Origin of the sequence: Stenotrophomonas sp. 57 (assembly GCF_030291075.1) — a bacterium.
GTDB lineage: Bacteria > Pseudomonadota > Gammaproteobacteria > Xanthomonadales > Xanthomonadaceae > Stenotrophomonas.
This window is the reverse complement of record NZ_CP127407.1, coordinates 3419627-3444001: the sequence shown is the minus strand read 5'-3', so window position 1 is coordinate 3444001 and position 24375 is coordinate 3419627. Positions and strand designations below refer to the sequence as shown.

The following is a 24375-nucleotide window of genomic DNA, read 5'->3' as shown; positions in this document are numbered from 1 at the left end:
AGTGCCGACGGGGTAGAGTCGACTGTTAGTCGACTATCGCGCGCAGCGCGGGATTTTCGCGATCTGCGCGAAGAGCAGTCGACTAACAGTCGACTCTACCCCGCCGGCTCTACCGGGTCGATTCTGTGAATCAGAACGTATAGCGGACGCGGCCGTAGTAGTACGCGCCGTTGCTGCCGATCGGCGACAGCACGTCGTACGGCAGGTTGCCGAAGTAGTGGATATCGCTGTTGGATCGATCCGGGTAGTTGTCCGTCAGGTTCTGGCCGCCAATGGCCACGCTCCACTGCGGGGTGATGCGGTACTCCACCTCGGCATCCAGCTGCCATTCGGCCTGGTAGGTCTGGCGAGGGATGTAGCCGTCACCGAAGTTGAACACGCGGGTGGCGCTGCCATAGCGGTTCACGCGGGTGCTCAGCGACCAGTGGTCGTTGCTCCAGGCTGCCGAGAAACTACCGCGCGTACGCGGCGTGGCATCGGTGAGCGTGTTGGTCTCTTCGATGCCGAACAGCACGTAGTCCGGGTTCAGTGCGCGCAGCTGCGCCGGCGTGGCCAGCACGTTCTTCAGGGTGGTCCTGGTGTAGGCGTAGGTGCCGGTCAGGAGCAGCTGGCCATCGCCCAGCGACTGGCGCCAGTTGGTCACCAGTTCGGCGCCACGGGTGCGGGTGTCGGCGGCGTTGACGAAGAAGCTGGCGCTCTGCAGGCCGGTGACGCCGTAATTGGCCGCCACATAGTCGGTCAGCGCATCACCGGTGATGCTCTCCGACAGCGCGATGCGATCGTCGATGTCGATCTGGAAGAAGTCCAGCGACAGGTCGAAGTGCTCGCCGATGCGGCTGGTGAAGCCCAGCGAGGTGTTGATCGACTTCTCAGGCTTGAGGTTCTGCGCACCCAGGCCACGCGCGATCGGATTGTTGACCGACAGCAAACGGCCCTGCACCAGCTGGCCGCCGGCGTTGTAGCCGGTGGAGGTGGATTCGTAGCCGATCTGCGCCAACGACGGTGCACGGAAATTGTTGGAAATGGCACCGCGCAGCGCGAAGGCCGGCGTGAACGCGTAGCGCAGGCCGAGCTTGCCGGTCAGTTCGCCACCGAAGTCGTCGCTGTGCTCGTAGCGTGCGGCCAGATCGGTGGAGAACGTTTCGCCGAACTGGCTGGACAGGCTGGCATAGGCACTGGCCACATCGCGCGACAGGCGCGCCGCATCCTGCGGGGTCAGGCCGCCACCGGCCTGCGAGCCGGTCGGGCGATCGGTGTACGGGCCAGCGGCGAAGCTGGCCGGGTCACCCGGACGGGTCTGGTAGCGCTCGTGGCGCGCTTCTGCGCCCAGTCCCAGGGTGTGGCTGATGCTCTCGCTCTGGGTGAACACGCGGCTCAGATCGAGGTTGCCCACGGTCTGCGCGTACGCGTAGTCGGCAGTCTTGAAACGGGTCGGGCTGGTTGGGCCCAGCGAGGCGTTGAGCGAGTCGCGCAGGCGGTAGGTGAAGTCGTTCTGGCCGTAATCCACGCTGCCGTCGTAGCTCCACTCGCCCCACTGGCCGCGCACGCCGGCCACGGCCTGCACGTCGCGGTTCTCGCCTTCGGAGATCGGGCGGTAACCGTTCGGATAGACCTGCTTCCAGTTGGCATCGCCATCGGGGTAGCGGAAGTAGTTCGCGCCTTCGGTATCACGCTGGTTGAAGGTGCCGAACGCGTAGAACGTCGAGGTCTGGCCGACCGGGATCTCGGTGTTCAGCCACAGGTTGATGTCCTTGCTCTTGCCATCGCCCAGCACGTAGTTGCGCTTGCCCTGCAATGCCAGGTTGTCGGGGGTCTGGTCCCACGGCGGAATCTGGTCGAAGCCGGCGCGGTTGGTGCCGTTGCGGTGCTTGTATTCCAGGCCGACGCGCAGGAAGCCGCCGTCCTCGCCCAGCGAGGTGCCGACCTTGGCACTGATGTTGCCGGTCTGGCCGTCGGTGAGGGTGCGGCCGATCGGCTTGAGGTCGGTGTGGTTGGCGCCGTAGCTGGCCTCGATCTCGCCGCCGTCGCCGCCGTTGTCGAGGATCACGTTGATCACACCGGCGACCGCATCGGAGCCGTACAGCGCACCGGCGCCATCGCGCAGCACTTCGATGCGCTTGATCGCGCTGACTGGAATCGAGTTGAAGTCGACCGGCGTGGTGCCCTTGCCGATCTTGCTGTCGGTGTTGACCAGCGCGGTGTGGTGGCGGCGCTTGCCATTGACCAGCACCAGCACCTGGTCCGGCGACAGGCCGCGCAGCTGCGCGGCGCGCACATGGTCGGCGCCACCGGAGTTGGACTGGCGCGGGAAGTTGAACGACGGCAGCAGTGCCTGCAGCGCGCTGCCCAGCTCACCGTTGACCACGCCGGCCTTGCGGATGTCCTCGGCGGTGAGCACATCCACCGGCGAGGTGGATTCGAGCACGGTGCGGTCGGCGGCACGGGTGCCGGTGACGATCACCGTGTCCAGGTTGGTGGCGTCCTGGGCCAGGGCCGGGACGGCGGCGGAGGAAAGCGTGAGGGCGATGGCGAGGCCGAGCGGCGACGCGGGCAGGCGGGCGGACATGGGGGCTCCAGCAACAACGACGACGGGGAAGGGGGAGATGGTTTCACTTACATCCATCCGGATGAAGCGATATATTATCTTCGCGTGATGGCCGGTGCCGATGCAAGCCCCTGCCGGTCCGGCATGAGTTGATGCCCTGTTGGCATCAGCACGCCGGGCCGGTGGCGCTGTACGCTGCCGGCTCGCCCTGTCCCCCTTCCCCGGAGCTGTACCGATGAAACACCTTGGTCTCGTCTTTGCCGTGCTGCTGGCCACCAGCGGCTGCGCCAGCCTGTCCTCGCAGGCGCCCAGCGCCTATGCCACCGCCACCACCGCCGACCTGAAGGGCGATGCCGCACGCCCGTCCGATGGCCACGGCTGGGTACGCAGCGAGCTGTACTTCGGCGTGGGCGAGGAGCAGGGCGCGGGCAACCGTCCGCAGGCCGACACCATCAGCGAGGCGCAGTGGCGCGCCTTCCTGGACAAGCAGGTGACCCCGCGCTTCCCGGATGGCCTGACCGTGTTCGATGCCTACGGCCAGTGGCTGTTCCGCGGCGATGCCGCGCCCAACCGCCTGCGCACCAAGGTGCTGGTGGTGCTGCATGAGGACACCCCGCAGCGTCGCGCCGATATCGAAGCGATCCGCCTGGCGTGGAAGCAGCAGACCCAGCATCAATCGGTGCTGTGGTCGCGGCAGCCGGTCGAGGTATCGTTCTGAGTTGAAGGTGCCGCCGCGGTGCCGCAGGAAGCGATGATGAAACTCAGGGAATGCGTGCTGGGCCTGGTGCTGGCAGGACTGCTGGCACCGTCGGCGCAGGCACATGGCGACGACGGCGAAACGCTGCGGTTCCAGGTGGCCGCGCACGTGCAGGCGCATGCCGATCCCCAACTGGATGGCAGCATCGCAGTGCAGCTGTCGCCGTCAGGCAAGCGCCAGACGCTGGCGGGCGCGGCGGATGCAGACGGCAATTCGCGGTGGGGTCTGGAGGACGTCGATTTCGATGGCTACCCGGAACTGGTCGCGCGCGCATCGGTGGGCATGGTCAACGAAGCGGTGGCGGTATACCGGTTCGATCCGGCCAGCGCTTCGTATCGCGTGCTGCAGGCCGAAACCCACGGCAAGGACAGCTGCGGTGACCTGATGGGGCTGAGCGTGGACGTTGCCACCCGCACCCTCAGCAGCAGTTGCCGCAGCGGGCCGATGTGGTACGCAGACCAGTACCGGTTCGCGGGTGCGAAGCTCTACCTGTACCGCGCCGAGAGCCTGTTGATGCTGGGCGATACGTTGAACGCCGCGCTGCAGTGGGAACAGACCGAAGAGCAGGGCCCTCTGGCGGTCTGGCGCACCTATGATCCTGCCGGCCGTGTGCTGGAGAGCGCGATTGCCGATGGCCTGGGTGCACCGCCCGATGGTCCGCTGCGTGGCCAGCAGGTCACCGTGATTCCAGCACGCCTGTTCCTGTTCGACCGCCCGGGCGCGCCCAGCACCAAGCGTTACCTGGTGCAGGGCGACCACGTGGAAATGCTGGATGAACAGGACGGTTGGATGAAGCTGCGCTACCGCAACCCGAAAAGCGGCGCGGTGGAAGGCTGGATCAACGCCAATGATTGACGAGACGCCTGCCCTCGGTTTGCACATCGTGGCGACGGGCGGCGTGCCCACGGGGGCATCACTTCATCAGGTCTAGCCTCGGACGTTCCCCCGTTCGAGGATGTATCCAATGAGCAAGCGCGTGGCCGAAATCGTGGTGGACGCCCTGCAGCAGGCGGGAGTCCGCCGTTGCTACGGCATCGTGGGCGATACGCTCAACCATGTGACCGATGCGATGCATGGCAGTGACATCGCCTGGGTGCACGTGCGCCATGAAGAAGTGGCGGCGTTTGCCGCCGGCGCCGATTCGCTGGTGAGCGGTGAGCTGACCGCCTGCGCCGGTTCCTGCGGCCCCGGCAGCCTGCACTTCATCAACGGTGTGTTCGAGAGCAACCGCAATCGTGCGCCGATGGTGCTGATCGCCAGCCAGGTGGTGACCAGCGAGCTGGGCATGGAATTCCCGCAGGAAGTGGACTTCAAGGCGGTGTACGCCAGCTGTTCGGTGTTCTGCGAGCAGGTGCACAGTGCCGAGCAGGCGCGGCGCGTGGTCACCCTGGCCTGCCAGGCGGCGATCAGCCGCCGCGGCGTGGCGGTGGTGATCCTGCCGGCCGACATCAGCCAGGCCGAAGTGAAGCACGATGTGCCGTTCTCGGTGCACTACACCCAACCGGTGCTGCGTCCTTCCGACGCCGAGCTGCAACGCATCGCCGAACTGCTGGGGCAGGGCAGGCGCATCGGTATCTACGCGGGTGCCGGTTGCCAGGGCGCGCACGCGCAGCTGCTGGAACTGGCCCGGCGCCTGCAGGCGCCGATCGCGCACACCTCGCGCGCCAAGGACTTCGTCGAGCCGGACAACCCGTACAACATGGGCATGACCGGCATCTTCGGCATCGAGTCCGGCTTCCACACACTGATGGAGTGCGACACGCTGCTGCTGCTCGGCGCCGATTTCGCCTGGGGCCAGTTCTACCCCGACAAGGCCACGATCATCCAGGTCGACCGCGATGGCAGCCACCTCGGCCGGCGCCATCCGGTGAACCTGGGCGTGGTGGGCGATATCGCGCCGACGCTGGATGCGCTGCTGCCGATGCTGCCGCCGCGCGAGGACAGCACGTTCCTGGACGAATGCATCGAACGTCGCGACAAGGCGCTGAAGAAGCGCGAGCAGGAAGAGCAGCCGGGCGAAGGCGAGCTGATCCATCCGCAGCACCTGACCGCATTGCTGTCGAAGTATGCGACGGACGATGCGCTGTTTACCGCAGATGGTGGTTCACCGATGGTCTGGGTGCTGCGGCATATCCGCGTCAATGGCCGCCGCCGTACGCTGACCAGCCTGCTGCACGGCACGATGGCCAACGCGATGCCGCAAGCACTGGGCCTGCAGAAGGCGTTCCCGGGCCGACAGGTGATCTCGCTGTCCGGCGATGGCGGCCTGGCGATGCTGCTGGGTGATCTGCTGACCGCAGTGCAGGAAAACCTGCCGATCAAGGTGGTGGTGTTCAACAACGGCTCGCTGAACTTCGTCGAGCTGGAACAGAAGGTGGAAGGCCTGCTGGACAACTACACCGATCTGAAGAACCCGGATTTCGGCCGCCTTGCCGAAGTGATTGGTTTCCACGGACGCACCGTGACCCGCAGCGAGGATCTGGAAGAAGCGGTGCAGGACTTCCTGTCGCAACGTGGCCCGGCATTGCTGGACGTGCATACCAGCCGCGCCGAACTGGTGATGCCGCCACAGATCGAGGCCAAGCAGGTGGCCGGTACCGCGCTGTATGCCGCCAAGGCGGTGTTGAACGGCCGCTTCGACGACGTGAAGCATCTGCTGGTGGACAACTTCCTGAAGAAGTAGGGGTTGGTCGATGCAGGGCTGCGCCCTGCACCCGCTACGAGCCAGAGCCAGAGCAGAAGCGGGTTTCCTGAGGGATGGCGGGGTGGGTCCGGTTGCGGGGGACGCCGTAAACCCGTCCCTGGGGGCTTGGCCGCGGCATCCATGCCGCGGACACCCCCGCAACCGGACCCACCCCGCCTTCGACAGCTTCCTGCAATCTGCCGGAACGGGATATTGCACTGGTGGGTGTCGACCTTGGTCGACACGGTAGATCCACGCCATGCGTGGATGAACGAAAGAATGATCGGAATGATCTTCTGTAGAGCCGAGCCATGCTCGGTTCGGAGGTTTCGCGTACAGCAGCCGGGCATGGGCTCGGCGCTACAACGAGAGCCTGCCTTTGCCTTTGCCTTTGCCTTTGATCTTTTGATTCTCTTCCGTGGCTGGCACGCGCAGGAAACTGTGGGAGGCCGGTCGGGATGGGCTGCGCAGGACCGTTGGCGCCATGGATGGCGCCATCGAGCCCCCAGGGACGGGTTTACGGCGTGTCCTGCGCAGCCCATCCCGACCGGCCCAACTCGCAATGCCATTCGACTAACAGTCGACTCTACCCGCGCCCAGCCACGAGGGGCCCCGCCGTTGGCTGGAACCCATCATTCCACCGCGGAATTGGCGCCCGGGCCCCGCTGGGCCTACCATCGGCGGTCCCCACCCCCACCGCCCCTTCCATGTCCGCTCCCGCTTCCGCCGCACCGCGTCGCTGGTTCGTCTCCGGCGACTTCAACGGCTTCTTCGGCCTGGTCGTCGACAACCTCTCCATCCTCGGCTTCATCGCCATGGCCCTGGTCGGGATCTTCCAGTTCCCCGCCGACGTGGTGTTCGGCCGCATGTTCCCCGGCACCGCTTTCGGTGTGCTGGTCGGCAACCTGCTGTACACGCTGATGGCGCGGCGCCTGGCGGCGCGCACCGGCCGCGACGATGTCACCGCCATGCCGCTGGGCTTGGATGCACCGACCAGCATCGGCATGGCGCTGCTGGTGCTCGGCCCGGCCTTCCTCGCCTTCAAGCAGCAGGGCATGGACCCGCACGCGGCCGGCATCGCCACCTGGCAGCTGGGCATGGCCGCGCTGGTCATCATGGGCGTGCTCAAGTTCGTGCTGTCGTTCTTCGGCGAAGCGGTCACCCGCGCGTTGCCGCGTGCGGCGCTGCTCGGTTCCATCGCGGGCATCGCGCTGGTGCTGATGGGCCTGCTGCCGCTGCTGGAAACGCTGCGTTCGCCGCTGGTGGGCTTCACCACGCTCGGCCTGCTGCTGTACGTGCTGATCGCCAAGGGCAAGCTGCCGGTGCGTGGCCCGGGCGTGCTGCTGGCCTTCGTGTTCGGCACCGTGCTGTATTACGGCCTCGGCGTGGCCGGACTGGGTGCACCGGGCTTCCATGTGCCGGAATGGGTGCCGCCGCAGGTGGTGCTGCCGCTGCCGACGCTGGGCTTCCTTGAAGGCCTGCCCACGGCGATGACCTACCTGCCGTTGCTGCTGCCGTTCGGCCTGCTGATGGTGGTCGGTGGCATCAACGTGTCCGAGAGCGCACGTGCGGCCGGCGATGACTATCGCACCCGCGACATCCTGCTGGTGGAAGCGGTGGCGACGCTGGTGGCCGGTGTCTGCGGCGGCGTTGCGCAGACCACGCCGTACATCGGCCAGCCGGCCTACAAGCACATGGGCGCACGCAGCGGCTACACGCTGCTGACCGGCCTGTTCGTTGGCATCGGCGGCATGCTCGGCATCATCTCCGGGCTGGTGCAATGGCTGCCGCTGGCGGTGCTGGCTCCGATCATCGTCTACGTGGCCATCGACATCACCACCCAGGCATTCCAGGCCACGCCGCGCCACCACGCCGGTGCGATGGTGTTCGGCTTCCTGCCGTCGGTGGCCTACCTGCTGGCGATCAAGGCGCCGGGCTGGATCGCACCGGACCAGCTGCCGCAGCTGCTGACCAAGCTCGATGGCCATGGCCTGCCGGAACTGGCGGTGATCTTCACCCTCGGCAATGGCTTCATCATCACCTCGATGCTGTGGATTTCCGCCGTGGCAGCGATGGTCGATGGCCGCCTGCGCCGCGCCTGTGGCTTCCTGCTGGTGGCGGCGCTGCTGACCCTGTTCGGCCTGATCCATTCGGTGGACCCGCGCGGCGGCATCTACCTGCCGTGGGATCTGGAAGGCCTGGCGCGCATCATCAGCTGGCAGTTCGCGGGCGCCTACGTCGCACTGGCGGTGCTGCTGGGGTTGTTGTCGCTGCAGAAGCAGCCGGTGAAACCGCTGGGTGACGGCACCGATCATTGACCGGGGACGCCGCGCATGGCCCGGCGCTACCGTTTTCTTTCCGCCTCGGGATGTTGTAGAGCCGAGCCTGCGCTCGGCTGCTCCGAGCCGAGCATGGCTCGGCTCTACAACAGGAGTTGCAGGCGGCGGTATCAGCGCGCTCCATCCAGCTCGGGGTAGTGGCGGAAGATGCCTTGGGTGTTGAACGCCAGCCGCCGTTCCGAGCGCAGGTAGGCGGCGATGTTCGGCCGCTTCGCCACCCGCTCCTGCAGCGCACGCAGCAGGGGCAGGGTGGGGCCGAGGGCCTGCATGCGGCGCGGGAACATGTAGTCCAGCCCGCTCAGCAGCTGGAACAGCGACAGATCCACATAGGAATGCTCGCGCAATGCATGTCGGCCTCCGTTGGCGGCCAGTACCTGTTCGAAGTAGCCAAGGAACTTCGGCAGGCGTTCATCGCGCAGCGAGACCGCCCGCGCCTTGGCTTCGGTCTTCTGTTCTTCGTAGTACTTCGAGGCCGCGATGGGGTGGTGGGTGTCGTGCACCTCGGCCACCAGGTCGGCGATGGTCAGCTGCAGCTGCAGCGCCTGCATCCGGCGTGAGGCCGCCTGTGGCACCAGGTCCAGCGTCGGGCCGAGGAAATCCAGGATCGCCGCAACCTGCGCGATGACCTGCCGGCCGGCCTTCAGGAACGGCGGCGCGAACGGTTGTGCGCCTTCGCTGCCACCGTCGAGGAACGGCTGCATCACCGCATCGCCGTGCACCCGTGCCATGTCGATGTAGTCCGCCTTGGCATCTTCCAGGGCCAGGCGCACGAATTCGCCACGGCCCTGGATGCCGGTCCAGTAGAACAGCGCGTACTGCATGCCCGTTTCTCCAGAAGACGAGGGCACAGCCTCGCGCGTGCGGTGCAAAGCGGGCGTGAGCGTTGCCTGCGTGCAGGCTCCAACCCCAACGGTAGCGGAACAGACCGGGAACCCGCTGCAATCAGCGAGGTCACACCTTCTCCATGCGTGTGAAACGAGGTGCTGCATCATGCAGACTGGCAAGGCGGTATGGCCCTGGGTGTTGGGTGTGGTGGTGATTGGTGGCGCGGGCGGTTGGTTGTTCCGCGATCAGCTGAAGAGTCTGGCAGACGGTATCCCGGTGCCGGTGCAATCAACTCCCGCCAGTACCAGCGCACCGCCACAACCGCAGGCGGCAGCGGAACCCGCGCCAGCGCCGCCGCCGATCAAGCATCCGCTGGATACCGAAGCCGCCGCCGACCCGGCGCTGCCGAAACTGGCTGACAGCGATGCCGCTGCCTGGGGTGCACTGAGCCAGCTGTTCCAGAGCGAGGGGCCGCTGACCCTGCTGCTGCGCGATCACCTGATCCAGCGCCTGGTCACCCAGGTCGACAATCTGGACAAGCCCAGTGTGCCGTCCACCGCGCTGGCCGCACGGCCGCTGCCGGGCAGTCTGCAGGTCGAGTCCGCTGAGGACGGCGAGCGGATCGCTGCCAGCAACGGGGCACGCTACGCGCCCTATGTGCAGGCATTCACCGCGGTGGACCCGGCGGCGACGGCTACCGCGTACAAGCGCTTCTATCCGCTGATCCAGCAGGCCTATGTGGACCTGGGGCGGCCTGAGGGTTACTTCAACGACCGCCTGGTCGCGGTGATCGATCACCTGCTGGAGACCCCGGACCTGGCGCAGGCGCCGCTGGTGCAGCGCGATGAGCGCGGCCGCTACCGCTTCGTCGATGCGACCCTGCAGTCGCGATCGATCGGCCAGAAGGCGCTGCTGCGCATGGATCCGGCGCAGGCGCGGGCGGTCAAGCAGCAGCTACGGGCAATCCGCAGCGCGATCACCCACTGAACCCGTCCACCGCACGCAACTGATCGGGATCAACGCGCCGACCACACCCGTTCCGGCATGCTGGCCACTGGCTGACTGGCCTCGGAGTGCCGTCGCAGCCACCCTTGAAACCGGGTGGGGCAACCGCATCTTTCCAGCATCGCCGGCACCGGCCGGCACTGATGACCGATGAGGATTCGCAATGCGGATGGACAAGCTCACCTCGCGTTTCCAGCAGGCGCTGGCAGACGCACAGTCGCTGGCCGTGGGCCGCGACAACAGCATCATCGAACCGGTTCATTTGTTCAGTGCGCTGCTGGACCAGCAGGGCGGCAGCACGCGCCCGCTGCTGGCCCAGGCCGGCGTGAACGTACCGGTCCTGCGCGAGCGCCTGACCGAAGCACTGGACGCGCTGCCGAAGGTGTCCGGCCAGGCCGGCAATGTCTCGATGGGCAACGACCTGGGGCGCCTGCTGAACCAGACCGACAAGCTGGCCCAGCAGCACGGTGATGCCTTCATTGCCAGCGAGTGGTTCGTGCTCGCGGCGCTGGACGATGGCGGCACGCTGGGCATGGCACTGCGCGCCGCCGGTGCCGACAAGACCCGCCTGCAGGCTGCGATCGACAAGCTGCGTGGCGGCGAGAACGTGCAGTCGGAGAATGCCGAGGAACAGCGGCAGGCGCTGGAGAAGTACACCATCGACCTGACCGCGCGTGCCGAGAGCGGCAAGCTCGATCCGGTGATCGGACGTGACGAGGAGATCCGTCGCACCATCCAGGTGCTGCAGCGCCGGACCAAGAACAACCCGGTGCTGATCGGCGAACCCGGCGTGGGCAAGACTGCCATTGTCGAAGGGCTGGCCCAGCGCATCATCAACGACGAAGTGCCCGAAGGCCTGCGCGGCAAGCGCGTGCTGTCGCTGGACATGGGCGCGCTGATCGCCGGTGCCAAGTTCCGCGGTGAATTCGAAGAGCGCCTGAAGGGCGTGCTGAACGACCTGGCCAAGAACGAAGGCCAGATCATCCTGTTCATCGACGAACTGCACACCATGGTCGGCGCCGGCAAGACCGACGGCGCGATGGATGCCGGCAACATGCTGAAGCCGGCACTGGCACGCGGCGAGCTGCACTGCATCGGTGCCACCACGCTGGATGAGTACCGCAAGTACATCGAGAAGGATGCTGCGCTGGAGCGCCGCTTCCAGAAGGTGTTCGTGGGCGAGCCGTCGGTGGAGGACACCATTGCGATCCTGCGCGGTCTGAAGGAGAAGTACGCGCTGCACCACGGCGTGGAGATCACCGACCCGGCCATCGTTGCCGCCGCCACGCTGTCCAACCGCTACATCACCGACCGCCAGCTGCCGGACAAGGCCATCGACCTGATGGACGAAGCCGCCTCGCGCCTGCGCATGGAGATCGACTCCAAGCCGGAGGAACTGGACCGCCTGGAACGCCGGGTGATCCAGCTGAAGATCCAGCGCGAGATGCTGAAGAAGGAAAAGGACGAAGCCTCGCGGCAACGCCTGGCCGACCTGGAAAACGACATCGATGGGCTGGAGCGCGAGTTCTCCGACCTCAATGAAATCTGGAAGTCGGAGAAGGCCGCGCTGCAGGGCGCGACGAAGATCAAGGAGCAGGTCGAACAGGCCAAGCTGGAGCTGGAGGCCGCGCAGCGCCGCCAGGATTTCGCCAAGATGAGCGAAATCCAGTACGGCCTGCTGCCGCAGCTGGAAAAGCAGCTGGCCGCCGCCCAGGAAGCCGAACACAAGGACTTCAAGCTGGTGCAGGACCGGGTCACCGACGAGGAGATCGCCGAAGTCGTGTCGCGCTGGACCGGCATCCCGGTCAACAAGATGCTCGAAGGTGAGCGCGACAAGCTGCTGCGCATGGAAGAGGTGCTGCACAACCGCGTGGTTGGCCAGGAAGAAGCGATCAAGGTCGTCTCCGATGCGGTGCGCCGCTCGCGTGCCGGCCTGTCCGACCCGAACCGTCCGGCCGGCTCGTTCCTGTTCCTCGGCCCGACCGGCGTCGGCAAGACCGAACTGTGCAAGTCGCTGGCCGAGTTCCTGTTCGACAGTGCCGACGCGATGATCCGCATCGACATGAGCGAATTCATGGAGAAGCACAGCGTCGCCCGCCTGATCGGTGCGCCCCCGGGCTACGTCGGCTACGAGGAAGGTGGCTACCTGACCGAGGCCGTGCGTCGTCGCCCATACTCGCTGATCCTCCTGGACGAAGTGGAGAAGGCGCATCCGGATGTGTTCAACATCCTGCTGCAGGTGCTGGACGATGGTCGCCTGACCGATGGCCAGGGCCGCACCGTGGACTTCCGCAACACCGTCATCGTGATGACCTCGAACCTGGGCTCGCACCAGATCCAGGACATGAGCACCGACGACAGCCCGGAGGCCTACACGCAGATGAAGGCGGCGGTGATGGGCGTGGTGCAGGCGCACTTCCGCCCGGAGTTCATCAACCGCCTGGACGACATCGTGGTGTTCCACCCGCTGGACAAGCAGCAGATCAAGCAGATCGCGCGTATCCAGATGCGCGGGCTTGAGAAGCGCCTGGCCGAGCGCGGACTGAAGCTGGCGGTGTCCGATGCGGCGTTCGACCTGCTCGGCAACGTCGGTTTCGATCCGGTGTATGGCGCCCGCCCGTTGAAGCGTGCGATCCAGTCGCAGTTGGAGAATCCGCTGGCGCAGCAGATCCTGTCCGGGGCCTTCGTCAACGGCGACACCATCGAAGTCGGCAACGACGGCGGCCACCTGGTGTTCGCCAAGGCGTGAATCATGCGGGGCGCTGCCTGATCGCAGCGCCCCGTTTTCTCCGGTAGCGCCGGGCCGTGCCCGGCGATTTCTCAAAAGCGGTGCGTGTACCCGCTCATCAAGCCGAACTGGTTCGCCTTCTGCACGATCGGGCTGTCGGCGGCATCGCCAAGCAGGCGCGTGCCTTCGGCCGAGATGTACCAGTTGCCGTTGCGGCCCACGCGGTGGCTCCACTTCAGGCCGATACCGGCACTGACCAGGCCGGCCTTTGGCTTGTGCTGGGCAAAGCCGGTACGCGCCGCCTGTTCCGGGCTGACGCCGTACCAGGTCTGCATGTAGCCGCGGTTGCCGTAGTCGGTGCACACGCTGCCGCTGACCACACCGCCTGCCAGGTCGAACAGCGGCATGCTCAGGTTCAGATGGATCTGCTGGGTGGCCAGGCCGTTCTCGCCCTTGTCCTCGTCCTTGCGGGTGAACTGCCAGGAGCCGCTCAGCACGGCTTCGCCCAGCGTATAACCAGCCGAGACGCCGACCAGGGGACGGGTATCGATATCACCCATGCCGCGCAGGAAGTCGGAACCGCCGAGCAGCGAGTCCTTTTCCTTGCGGATGCCGCTGGCGCCGACATACGCGCGCACGCGGGTGTGCTCGCCGATGGAGGTGCCCCAGCCGATGCCACTGGTGCCCAGAAACCATCCCCCCGGCGAGGTGACATCAAAGGACAACGACGGCGTCGCACGATACTCATCGCTGCCGCTGTAGCGCGGCGCCACGCCACCGCCGGCAGCGACCTCGAAGGTCCAGTGGTCATCCTTGGCGTGGGCGATCGGGGTGGCAAACAGCGGCAACAGGGCCAGGCAGAACAGGGCGGGGGAACGGCGATGCTGGGGCATGGAAACTCTCGACAATGGGAGGAAAGCAGCGCGCGCATCCGGCGAGTGCTGCAGGGTCGCTAGCGTGGCGATACGCCGGCGACCGATCCGTCCGCAGTTGTGCGGGAGTTGTAATCAACTGTAATCGTGCCCGTGGGCGTTCAGCTGGCAGCCAGCGGCCAGTGCATTTCCAGGCGCGCGCCACCCAGCGGGGCGCGGCTGATACGCAGCTCGCCGCCGTGTCGGGCGGCGATGCGGTTGACGATGGCCAGGCCCAGGCCAAAGCCACCGGTATCGCGGCTGCGACTGTCGTCCAGGCGGGTGAACGGACGCATCACCTTCTCGCGATCGGCGTCGGCAATGCCGGGACCGTCGTCATCCACGCGCAGGCAGGCGCGGCCGCTGACATCGACCAGCGAGACGTCCACCTGCGAACGTGCATGGCGCAGCGCATTGCCCACCAGGTTGCTGAGTGCCAGCTGCAGCAGGCGCGGCTCGGCATCCACCCGTGGCAATGCACTGGGGTGCACGCGCAGGACCACTCCGGCACGTTCGGCATCACGGCACGCATCGGCCAGGCAGGCCTGCAGCCAGTCGTTGGCTTCAATCCGCTGCATCGGCTCGCCTTCGCTGGGATGCTCCAGACGTTCATACGCCAGCAGTTCGCTGACCAGCCGGTTGAGCTCGGCGAGGTCTCCGTGCAGGCCTAGCGCCAGGCGCGCACGGCGCTCGGCGTCATCGCTGTCCTGCATCAGGTCCAGGCCGAAGGCCACGCGTGCGATCGGCGTGCGCAGTTCGTGCGAGATCGCATGTGTGAGGTCGCGCTGGCGCTGCACCAGCTCGGCCACGCGTGCCGCCATGCGGTTGGAATGGTCGACGATGACCCGGATCTGCGAACGTGGCGAGACTTGCGCGCGTGCCTGCAGATCGCCGGCGCCGATGCGGTCGGCGTGCAGGCGCAGCGCTTCCAGGTCGCGCCAGAGCAGGCGCACCCACGCATACAGGCTGGCACCGACCAGCAGCAGGATGCTGAGGTAGGCGGCAATGGTCATGTACGTTGTCATCTGCACCGCGCCAGGCAGGCGCAGGTGCAACCAGCGCCCATCGATGCCCTCGATGGGCAGCAGGACCTGCTGGTACTGATCGCGCACGATGAAGCCATCGGCCTTTACGGCTGCCTGTTCCTGCGCGTCGAGCGCGGGAGGCGTGGCGAGCAGCGTCAGGGCGATGCCATAGTGGGGCTGCCACTGCTGCAGGCGCTCACGCTGCTGGCCGGCGTCCAGGCCAGCCAGGCCACTGCGCAGGGCGTATACCTGTCCGCGCACCTGCTCGACGAACACGCGATCCTGCACGGGCGTGTAGATGCCGTCCAGGATGTGGTTGAGGAAAAACACCGACACCAGGAAGCAGGCACCGGTGACAAACCACAACCACAGGAACAGCCGCTTCATGCCGTCCAGGCCGACGGATTGAACTGGTAGCCACGGCCCCACACGGTCTTGATCCGCCGCGGTTCGCGCGCATCATCGCCAAGCTTGCGGCGCAGCTTGCCGATGCTGACATCGACGCTGCGGTCCAGGCCGTCGAAACCGATACCGCGCACCGCCTGCAGGATCTGGTCACGCGACAGGATCTGCCCGGGCTGGCTGGCCAGCAGCCACAGGATCTCGAACTCGGTGGTACCCACATCCACCGCCGCACCATGCAGATGGACTTCACGCTGCATGCGATCGATCAGCAGTTCGCCATGCATCAGCCGGCTGGGCGTACCGGTGTTGCCGCTGCCATGGCGACGGCGCAGCAGGGCGCGCAGGCGCGCCAGCAGCAAGCGTGGTTCGATCGGCTTGTGCACGTAATCGTCGGCACCCGATTCCAGGCCCAGTACCTGCTCGATGTCGTCCTCGCAGGCGGTCAGCATCAGGATCGGCACATCGGAGAAGCTGCGGATCTGCCGGCACACATCGATGCCGCCCAGGCCGGGCAGCATCAGGTCCAGCACCACCAGCTCCGGGGCATGCTGGCGGCAGGCCGCGCCGGCAAGGTCACCGCGGGCCACATGCTGCACGGCGAAGCCGTGTTCGTGGAGATAGTCGCTGACCAGTTCGGCCAGGCGACGATCATCTTCCACCAGCAGGACCGGTGTCGGCGTGCCGTTGGCGGTGGGTGTCCAAGGGGATGGCTGCATGCGCGTAGGGCCTCCGTGCCCGGGCAGGAGCGCCCGGCGGCGCAGCCTAGCAACGGCCCATGACGGCTGCCTGAATCGCGGCCAACCTGATAACCGGCGGTACGGACGTCATCGCCAGCGGCTCTCAGCGCCACGCCGAGGCTGGCCTATCGTGGCGGTTTCCCCGGATGGAGCCTGGTGCAATGAGCGACCCGCAGTGGCAACTGGAAACCCTGGCCGTGCACGGCGGCTATCGTCCCGACCCGACCACCCGCGCGGTGGCGGTGCCGATCTACCAGACGGTGGCGTATGCCTTTGATGACACCCAGCACGGCGCCGACCTGTTCGACCTGAAGGTGCCCGGCAACATCTACACCCGTATCATGAACCCCACCACCGACGTGCTGGAGCAGCGCCTGGCCGCACTGGAGGGTGGCATCGGCGCGCTGGCGCTGGCCTCGGGGCAGGCCGCGATCACCTACGCGATCCAGACCATCGCCGAGGCCGGTGACAACATCATCGCCTCCGGCGCGCTGTATGGCGGCAGCCTCAACCTGCTGGCGCACACGCTGCCGCAGTACGGCATCCAGGCGCGCTTTGCTGATCCGGCCGATCCGGCCGCGTTCGCTGCGCTGATCGACGACCGCACCAGGGCGGTGTTCGTCGAATCGATCGGCAACCCGCGCGGCAACGTCACCGACATCGCCGCCATCGCCGAAGTCGCTCACGCGGCCGGCGTGCCACTGATCGTCGACAACACGGTGGCCACACCGTTCCTGCTGCGCCCGTTCGAGTACGGCGCCGACATCGTGGTGCATTCGCTGACCAAGTACCTGGGCGGCCACGGCAACAGCCTGGGCGGTGCGATCATCGACTCGGGGCGTTTCGACTGGGCTGCGCAGCCGAAGCGCTTCGCCCGCCTCAACCAGCCCGACCCCAGCTATCACGGCGTGGTCTACACCGAAGCCTTGGGCCCTGCCGCCTACATCGGCCGCGCGCGGGTGGTGCCATTGCGCAATACCGGCGCGGCGCTGTCACCGTTCAACGCGTTCCTGATCCTGCAGGGCATCGAGACCCTGGCCCTGCGCATGGAACGCATCAACGCCAACGCACTGGCCGTCGCGCAGTTCCTGAAGGCGCACGCCAAGGTGGCCTGGGTGCGTTACGCCGGGTTGGCCGGCGATCCGGAACATGCTGCTGCACAGCGCTATCTTGGCGGGCACGGCTCGGGCGTGTTGACCTTCGGCCTGCCGGGCGGCCGCGAGGCAGGCGCACGTTTCCTGGATGCGCTGAAGCTGTTCACCCGGCTGGTGAACCTGGGTGACGCCAAATCGCTGGCGACCCATCCAGCGTCCACCACCCATCGCCAGCTGGATGCCGCTGAACTGGCCAAGGCGGGTGTGAGCGAGGACACCGTGCGGCTGTCGATCGGCATCGAACACATCGGCGACCTGCGCGCGGACCTGGAGCAGGCCCTGGCCGGTGCCTGATAGCCGCGCGCTTGGTGCATATCGCCACAGGCGATCACCATCGGCGGCGCGATGCGCTACGGTGGAACTGCCTCTCCAAGGCGTGGCAACGTGGCGATCCAGATCCCCGGTCGATGCGGGTCGACCGGGGATTTTTTTGTTTCGGGGTCGGATCCGTTTTCCTGTGGAAAACGGATCCGACCCATGCGCCGACGTGTCGACCCAGGTCGGCACCTACCAGAGCAGAACGCCGTTCCGACAGATCGCAGGAATCTGTCGAAGGCGGGGTGGGTCCGGTTGCAGGGGCGTGAGCGCCATGGATGGTGCGACCGAGCCTCCATGGACGGATTCACGGCGTCCCCTGCAGCCGGACCTACCCTGCCATCCCACGGATAGTCAGCTTTTGCCTTTGCCTTTGCTTTTGCCTTTGCCTTTGCCGTTGCCTTGGCAGGTGCAGGGCTGCAAGCCCTGCCGCACCCACACCCCTCACACCACCGGAATGCTGTGCTGCCCCAGGTTCCGGTACGGCGGCGTGGACATGATCATCTCCGCCAGCGAATAGGCCAGCTCGCGCTCGGCCATCACCGTGCCATCGGCACCATGTTCCAGCAGATGCTTCACTTCCGCATCGCTGTGCGCGCGCGCCAGCAGGGTCAGGTCCGGGTTGATCGCCCGCAGCTTCGCCAGCGCCTCACCGGCCTCCAGCGGCTGAGGAATGGCCAGCACCGCGATCTTGGCGCGCTCCGGATGGGCCTCGGCCAATACCCGGTCGGCGGCGGCGCTGCCGCGGATCGCCGCCAGGCCCTTGGCGTGCGCCTGTTCGACGTGTTCCTTGTTGTCATCGATCACCAGCACCGGCACGCCACGGTCGCGCAGCACCTGCGCCAGTTCGCTGCCGACCCGGCCGTAACCAATGACGATGGCATGGTCATGCAGGTCGCGCGAGGGACCGGTGGCCTCTTCGGGTTCGGCGGCCTGGGGCGATTGCTCCTGTTTGGCCTGCCAGCGATCGAGCAGGCCGAACACCAATGGGTTGAGCATGATCGACACCAACGCACCGGCCAGCACCAGCGACTGGCCTTCCTTCGGCAGGATCTGCAGCGCCACGCCCAGGCCGGCGATGATGAAGGCGAACTCGCCGATCTGCGCCAGGCTGGCCGAGATGGTCAGCGCGGTGCTGGTCGGGTGACCGAACGCACGCACGATGAAGAATGCGGCGGCCGACTTGCCGAACATGATGATCAGCACCGTGGCCAGCACCTGCCACGGGTGCTGGATGAGGATGTTGGGATCGAACAGCATGCCGACCGAGACGAAGAACAGCACCGCGAACGCATCGCGCAGCGGCAGCGAATCGTGCGCGGCCTTATGGCTCAGCTCTGATTCGTTGAGCAGCATGCCGGCGAAGAACGCGCCCAGCGCGAAGGAGACGCCGAACAACATGGCCGAGCCGAACGCCACGCCCAGCGCGATCGCCAGCACCGACAGGGTGAACAGCTCGCGCGAGCCGGTGCCGGCGATACGCTCCAGGATCCACGGAATGACCCGGCGTCCGACCACCAGCATCACCGCCACGAACAGGCCCAGCTGCACGAAGGTCCAGCCGATGTCGGCCAGCACGCTGCCCAGCGAGTGCGATTCCTTGGCTGCATCGGGGCCGAACACGCCGGCCATCACCGGCATCATCACCAGTGCCAGCACGCAGGCCAGGTCTTCCACGATCAGCCAGCCGACCGCGATCTTGCCGCGCATCGTCTCCAGCAGACGGCGTTCCTCCATCGCCCGCAGCAGCACCACGGTACTGGCGGTGGCCAGCGAGAAACCGAAGATGACGCCATGGATCGCCGGCCAGCCCATCAGCGAGGCCACGCCCCAGCCGAGCAGGGTGGCCACCGCGATCTGGCCGATGGCGCCGGGGATGGCGATGGCCTTGACCGCCATCAGGTCCTTCAGCGAGAAGTGCAGGCCGACGCCGAACATCAGCAGCATCACGCCCAGCTCGGCCAACTGGTTGGCCAGCGCCTGGTCGGCGACGAAGCCGGGGGTAAACGGGCCTACGCAGATGCCAGCAACCAGGTAACCGACCAGGGGAGACAAGCGGAGCTTGTTGGCCAGCGCGCCGAAGATGAAGGCGAGCCCCAGGCCAACGGCAACGATGTTGATCAGGTCGGTGTCATGGTGCATCGGCACTCGCAGGAAATCGGGGGTGTCCCGATTTTCACCGATGAGGCCAGATACGGCAAACCCTAAATGCGAATGGGGTCAGATCCTTTTTCCCGAAGGAAAAGGGATCTGACCCCACCAGGGAGTTGCCGGCCAGAGGCCGGCACTACCAAGGAACCGCCCGCCAGCACTTACCAGGTGTACTTGATCCGCCCGTACACATACGCGCCGTTGAAGCCGAACGGCGAGTAGTTGCTGTACGGCAGCATGCCGAAGGTCGAGTTCTGCAGGTCTTCGGTACGGTCCGGGTACTTGTCCAGCAGGTTGTCTGCGCCCACGGTCAGCGTCCAGTTGCTGCTCGGCTTGTAGCTGGCCGAGGCATCCACCACCCAGGCATCGCCGTAGGTCTGGTCGCGCAGCGCGGTGGCCGAGTTGCGCACGGTGAACTTGCCGTAGCGGGTGGCGGCCAGGCCGAGTTCCCAGTGGTCCGAACGCCAGGTGCCGCTCAGGATCGCCTTGTCGCGCGGATAGCTGTCCTCGATGCGGCCGATCTCATCACGGCCGATCAGCGACTGGGTCAGGCCCAGCGTGCCAAACACCGCCGGGGTGCCGCCGATGCGGCGCACTTCGGTGTCGTTGTAGCTGTAGGCGGCGGTCAGTTCCAGGCTGCTGGCACTGAAGGGCACCGTGTAGCTGGACACGAAGTCGACGCCACGGGTGCGCGTATCCAGGCCGTTGGTGAAGTAGGAGAACGCGGTCACCTGCGGCAGGCCGAGGGTGCCCAGCAGCGCGCTGGTGGCGGCGTTGGTGGTGATGCTGGACGACAATGCGATGCGGTCATCAATGTCGATCTGGTAAGCATCGACGGTGATGTACAGGCGGTCGACCGGCTGCAGCACCAGGCCCAGGCTGTAGGAGGTGGAGGTCTCGGCCTTCAGCGGCGAGGCGCCCAGCGCCTGAGCGGCCGGGCTGGTGGTCGGGAAGGTGCCACGCTCGACGAACACGCCGTTGAGGAACTGGCTGGTGACCGCCTGGTAGCCCTGCTGCGCCAGCGATGGTGCACGGAAGCCGCTGGAGGCAGTGGCCCGCAGCGCGACCTTGTCGGTGAGTGCGTAGCGCGCCGACAGCTTGCCCGAGAAGCGGTCGCCGAAGTCCGAGTAGTCCTCGTAGCGGCCTGTGATGCCGGCGGAGAACTTCTCGGTCAGGTCCGCTTCCAGGCCGGCATAGACCGCGTAGTTGTGGCGGTCGGCATGCACTTCATTGGTCGGGGTGAAGCCCGCGAAGCCCTGCGCGCCACTGCCGGTGTACGAGTTCAGTTCGCCCGGATTCTGGTCCCACTTCTCCTTGCGGTACTCACCGCCGAAGGACAGCGTGACCGGGTAGGCCAGGCCCCAGTCCAGCGACTTGGTCAGGTCGGCGTTGAAGATGTCCTGCTGGTACTTCAGCGTGCCGTCGTAGAACGAGCGCGGGCTGGTCGCGCCGAGGCTGTAGTTGATGCTGTTGCGGGTGTGGAAATCGAGGGTGTTCTCGCCATGGTTCAGGCTCAGGTCCCAGGTCCAGCCGTTGTCGGTGTTGCCCTTGACTCCGGCCACCAGCGAACGGTCCTTGGAATACTGGTTGATCTCCGGCACGTAGCCATCCGGGTAGGTCTGCGCCAGCAGTGCGCTCTGCCCGCTGTGGTTGCGCGAGCGGTAGAACGCGAACGAGGTGATGTCGCGGTTGCTCAGCAGCGCGCTGGCGTAGCCTGTCACGTGGTCGCTGAAGTCGAAGCTGGCGTTGGCCGAAGCGGCGGTGGCATCCACGCGCGGGTCGCCGACGATGAAGGTCTTCTGGCCGATGCTGGGGAAGTTGCCGGTGTTCGGCGTGGCGCCGCGGTACGGGCCGGCGCGGTTGCTCTCGTCCTGCTGGCTGATCTGGCCAGCCACGTGCACGCGACCACGGCCGTTGCCGAACTCGACGCCGGTATCGCCGGAGAGCTGGTACTTGTTGCCGTCACCGGCCGAGTACTGGCCGTAGTCCACGGCCAGGCTGCCGCCACGGCCGCTGCCCTTGAGCACGATGTTGATGACGCCTGCAATGGCGTCCGAGCCGTACTGTGCCGACGCACCGTCGCGCAGCACTTCCACGCGCTCGATGGCGGCGATCGGGATCGCATTGATGTCCACCGCCGACGAGCCACGGCCGATGCTGCCGTTGACGTTGATCATCGCCGAGGTGTGGCGGCGCTTGCCGTTGACCAGCACCAGCACCTGGTCCGGCGACAGGCCGCGCAGCTGCGCCGGGCGCACGCCACTGGTGCCGTCGGTCAAGGCCGGGCGCGGGAAGTTCAGCGAGGGCAGGGCGCGCGACAGTGCGGTGGCCAGCTCACTGGTGCCGGTGGACTGCAGCACTTCAGGGGTGATGATGTCGATCGGCGACTGCGATTCGGCGACCGTGCGGTCGGCCACGCGGGTGCCGGTGACGATCACCGTGTCCAGGGTATTGGCGGCGGTGCCGGCCTGCTGGGCAGCGGCAAGGAACGGAGAGCCACCGAGTGCGACAGCGACGGCGGCGGCGATCAGGCTGGTCTTGCGGGTCATCGGGATGGGGCTCCGGTTGGCGGGGGCGGCACCGGACTCGACATCACGGGGGTGAGGCGGACGGCGGTTGTTGCGGTGCGCAATACAGCAATTAACGGGATATTCAGTGCCTGTCAAATGCCGGTCACCGAAAAAAACGTTGCAGCAGCAACAATTTAGCCAGGACCGGCACCGGCGGGGAGGAGACCCGGGACGCGCGCGGCGAGGACGTGGGAGAGAGGAACGTCGGCCACTGCGCATCCCGGGGCGCGTCAAGTATTCGTTAACGTTAGAATTGCGTCGCAGGAACAGTGCTCACCAGCACATTCCATTCGGTTATATGGACGCCTCCCCCGATGATCTCCCTTCGTAATTTCGCCTTGCGCCGCGGCGAGCGGCTGCTGTTGTCCAATGTCGACCTGACCCTGCACGCCGGTTACCGGGTGGGTGTAGTCGGCCGCAATGGCGCTGGCAAGTCCAGCCTGTTCGCGGCGGTGAAGGGCGAGCTGGAGGCCGACAAGGGCGACGTCGACCTGCCCGGCAAGGTCCGTATCGCCAGCGTGGCGCAGGAAACCCCGTCGCTGCCGGACCCGGCGCTGAGCTTCGTGCTGGGCGGCGATATCGAGGTGGCCGCGGTGCTGGCCGAAGAGGCGGAGGCGACTGCCCGCGAAGACTGGGAGGCGGTGGCCAACGCGCACACGAAGATGGCCGAGATGGGGGCCTACGACGCCGAAGCGCGCGCCGGCAAGCTGCTGCACGGCCTCGGATTCCCGGCCGAGACCCACCAGCGCGCGGTATCTTCGTTCTCCGGTGGCTGGCGCGTGCGCCTGAACCTGGCGCGCGCGCTGATGATGCCCAGCGACCTGCTGCTGCTGGACGAACCGACCAACCACCTCGACCTGGACGCGGTGTACTGGCTGGAACAGTGGCTATTGAAGTACCCGGGCACCCTGCTGCTGATCTCGCATGACCGCGAGTTCCTCGACAACGTGGCTACCCACACCCTGCACCTGCACGGTGGTGGTGCCAAGCTCTATCCGGGCGGCTACACCGATTTCGAGCGCCAGCGCGCCGAGCAGCTGCGCCAGCAGCAGATCGCGCACGAGAAGGAACAGGCCGAGCGCGCTCACCTGCAGAGCTTCATCGACCGCTTCAAGGCGCAGGCCAGCAAGGCCGCGCAGGCGCAGAGCCGCATGAAGCGCCTGGCCAAGCTGGCCGGCACCGAGGCGGTGCGTGCCGAGCGCGAGTTCCGCATCGAGTTCGCGCCGCCGGCCAAGCTGCCGTTCTCGCTGATCCGCCTGAACCACGTCGAGGCCGGCTACGGCAAGGACGCGGTGATCCTGCACAATGTCGGCTTCGGCCTGGAAGCGGGCCAGCGCATCGGCCTGCTCGGCCCGAACGGCGCCGGCAAGACCACGCTGGTGAAGACCCTGGTGGGTGAACTGGCACCGATCGTCGGTGAGCGCATGGCGCACCCGGACCTGAAGATCGGCTACTTCGCCCAGCACACGGTGGAGTCGCTGCACGAAGGCCAGTCGCCGATGGAGCACTTCCGCGAGATCGCCCCCGATGCGCCGAACCAGTCGTTCCGCGACTTCCTCGGCAAGTGGAATTTCCCGGGCGATCGCGCGTTCGAGCCGGTCGATGGTTTCTCCGGTGGCGAGCGCGCACGCCTGGCGCTGGCCCTGATCGCCTGGCAACAGCCGAACGTGCTGCTGCTGGACGAACCGACCAACCACCTTGACCTGGAAATGCGCGAAGCGCTGGCCGAAGCACTGGCCACCTTCGAGGGCGCGATCGTGATGGTCTCGCATGACCGCCACCTGATCGGCCTGGTCTGCGATACCTATTGGCGCGTGGCCGATGGCGTGGTCGAGCCGTTCGACGGCGACCTTGACGCCTACGCCGCGTGGCTGCGCACCCGCCCGCAGGCGCAGGGCACCAAGGCCCGCATGGAGCAGGTGGAAGAGCCGGTGGTGGTCAAGACCGCGCCGGTGGCGCAGGTGGTGCAGAAGAAGCCGGTGAACCCGCACAAGCTTGCTGCGGCTGAAGCCAAGGTGGCCGAGCTGGAAGGCGCGCTGGCCGAGCTGGACCGGCAGTTGGCCGACCCGGCCAACTACGCCGATGCCTCGCGCATGGCCGTGATTGGCCGTGACCGCGAAAGCGCTGCCGCGCAGCTGGAAAAGGCCGAAGCGGCGTGGATGGAACTGCTGGAGTCCTGACCGGTAGTGCCGGCCGCGGGCCGGCTGGCTTTCTTGTAGAGCCGA

Annotated in this window: 15 protein-coding genes; 8 read left to right on the top strand and 7 right to left on the bottom strand. The window is 66.6% G+C overall.

Annotation, left to right across the window (positions count from 1 at the left end):
* Positions 1 to 130: 130 nt before the first annotated feature.
* A complete protein-coding gene (locus QP512_RS15875) occupies positions 131 to 2566 on the bottom strand; it encodes a TonB-dependent receptor (RefSeq protein WP_286069604.1) in 2436 nt (811 codons plus the stop codon).
* Between the two features lie 214 nt (positions 2567 to 2780).
* Here QP512_RS15875 and QP512_RS15870 point away from each other — a divergent pair, with 214 nt between their 5' ends.
* The 4 genes from QP512_RS15870 (at position 2781) to QP512_RS15855 (ending at position 8303) form a co-directional block, all read left to right on the top strand.
* Positions 2781 to 3263 (top strand): DUF3574 domain-containing protein, encoded by a 483-nt coding sequence (locus QP512_RS15870; RefSeq protein WP_286069603.1) that lies wholly within the window; start codon positions 2781 to 2783, stop codon positions 3261 to 3263.
* Positions 3264 to 3299: 36 nt separating this feature from the next.
* A complete protein-coding gene (locus tag QP512_RS15865; protein WP_286069602.1) occupies positions 3300 to 4157 on the top strand; it encodes an SH3 domain-containing protein in 858 nt (285 codons plus the stop codon).
* A gap of 109 nt (positions 4158 to 4266) precedes the next feature.
* Positions 4267 to 5985, top strand: a complete 1719-nt coding sequence (locus tag QP512_RS15860; RefSeq protein ID WP_286069601.1) for a thiamine pyrophosphate-dependent enzyme — start codon at positions 4267 to 4269, stop codon at positions 5983 to 5985.
* Positions 5986 to 6692: 707 nt separating this feature from the next.
* Positions 6693 to 8303 carry a hypothetical protein gene (locus QP512_RS15855; RefSeq protein ID WP_286069600.1) on the top strand — a complete coding sequence of 537 codons (1611 nt, stop codon included), beginning with the start codon at positions 6693 to 6695 and terminating at the stop codon, positions 8301 to 8303.
* 131 nt (positions 8304 to 8434) lie between these two features.
* Here the strand turns inward: QP512_RS15855 and QP512_RS15850 are convergent, their stop codons facing one another.
* Entirely contained in the window at positions 8435 to 9145 is a 711-nt protein-coding gene (locus tag QP512_RS15850; RefSeq protein WP_286069599.1) for a glutathione S-transferase, read from the bottom strand.
* A 169-nt stretch (positions 9146 to 9314) separates the two neighbouring features.
* Between QP512_RS15850 and QP512_RS15845 the strand changes: the two genes are divergently transcribed.
* On the top strand, positions 9315 to 10136 hold the full coding sequence (locus tag QP512_RS15845; protein ID WP_286069598.1) for a DUF3014 domain-containing protein: 822 nt from the start codon (positions 9315 to 9317) through the stop codon (positions 10134 to 10136).
* A gap of 181 nt (positions 10137 to 10317) precedes the next feature.
* Positions 10318 to 12903, top strand: coding sequence for an ATP-dependent chaperone ClpB (gene clpB, locus QP512_RS15840; RefSeq protein ID WP_286069597.1), 2586 nt, complete (start codon positions 10318 to 10320; stop codon positions 12901 to 12903).
* 71 nt (positions 12904 to 12974) lie between these two features.
* Here clpB and QP512_RS15835 read toward each other — a convergent pair whose 3' ends face one another.
* The 3 genes from QP512_RS15835 to QP512_RS15825 all read right to left on the bottom strand — a co-directional run bounded on the left by QP512_RS15835 (position 12975) and on the right by QP512_RS15825 (position 15939).
* On the bottom strand, positions 12975 to 13775 hold the full coding sequence (locus QP512_RS15835; protein WP_286069596.1) for a MipA/OmpV family protein: 801 nt from the start codon (positions 13773 to 13775) through the stop codon (positions 12975 to 12977).
* Between the two features lie 140 nt (positions 13776 to 13915).
* The gene (locus QP512_RS15830; RefSeq protein WP_286069595.1) at positions 13916 to 15205 is read right to left on the bottom strand and encodes an ATP-binding protein; all 1290 of its coding nucleotides are present in this window, start codon (positions 15203 to 15205) and stop codon (positions 13916 to 13918) included.
* Positions 15202 to 15939, bottom strand: a complete 738-nt coding sequence (locus QP512_RS15825) for a response regulator transcription factor (RefSeq protein ID WP_286069594.1) — start codon at positions 15937 to 15939, stop codon at positions 15202 to 15204. Before QP512_RS15825 ends, QP512_RS15830 begins: the two co-directional genes overlap by 4 nt.
* A gap of 182 nt (positions 15940 to 16121) precedes the next feature.
* Here QP512_RS15825 and QP512_RS15820 point away from each other — a divergent pair, with 182 nt between their 5' ends.
* A complete protein-coding gene (locus QP512_RS15820; protein WP_286069593.1) occupies positions 16122 to 17408 on the top strand; it encodes an aminotransferase class V-fold PLP-dependent enzyme in 1287 nt (428 codons plus the stop codon).
* 465 nt (positions 17409 to 17873) lie between these two features.
* Here the strand turns inward: QP512_RS15820 and ybaL are convergent, their stop codons facing one another.
* Together ybaL and QP512_RS15810 are read right to left on the bottom strand one after the other, a co-directional pair.
* Positions 17874 to 19571 (bottom strand): YbaL family putative K(+) efflux transporter, encoded by a 1698-nt coding sequence (ybaL, locus tag QP512_RS15815; RefSeq protein WP_286069591.1) that lies wholly within the window; start codon positions 19569 to 19571, stop codon positions 17874 to 17876.
* A gap of 170 nt (positions 19572 to 19741) precedes the next feature.
* Entirely contained in the window at positions 19742 to 22129 is a 2388-nt protein-coding gene (locus tag QP512_RS15810) for a TonB-dependent receptor (RefSeq protein ID WP_286069590.1), read from the bottom strand.
* 335 nt (positions 22130 to 22464) lie between these two features.
* Here QP512_RS15810 and QP512_RS15805 point away from each other — a divergent pair, with 335 nt between their 5' ends.
* Entirely contained in the window at positions 22465 to 24330 is a 1866-nt protein-coding gene (locus tag QP512_RS15805; RefSeq protein ID WP_286069589.1) for an ABC-F family ATP-binding cassette domain-containing protein, read from the top strand.
* Positions 24331 to 24375: the final 45 nt, after the last annotated feature.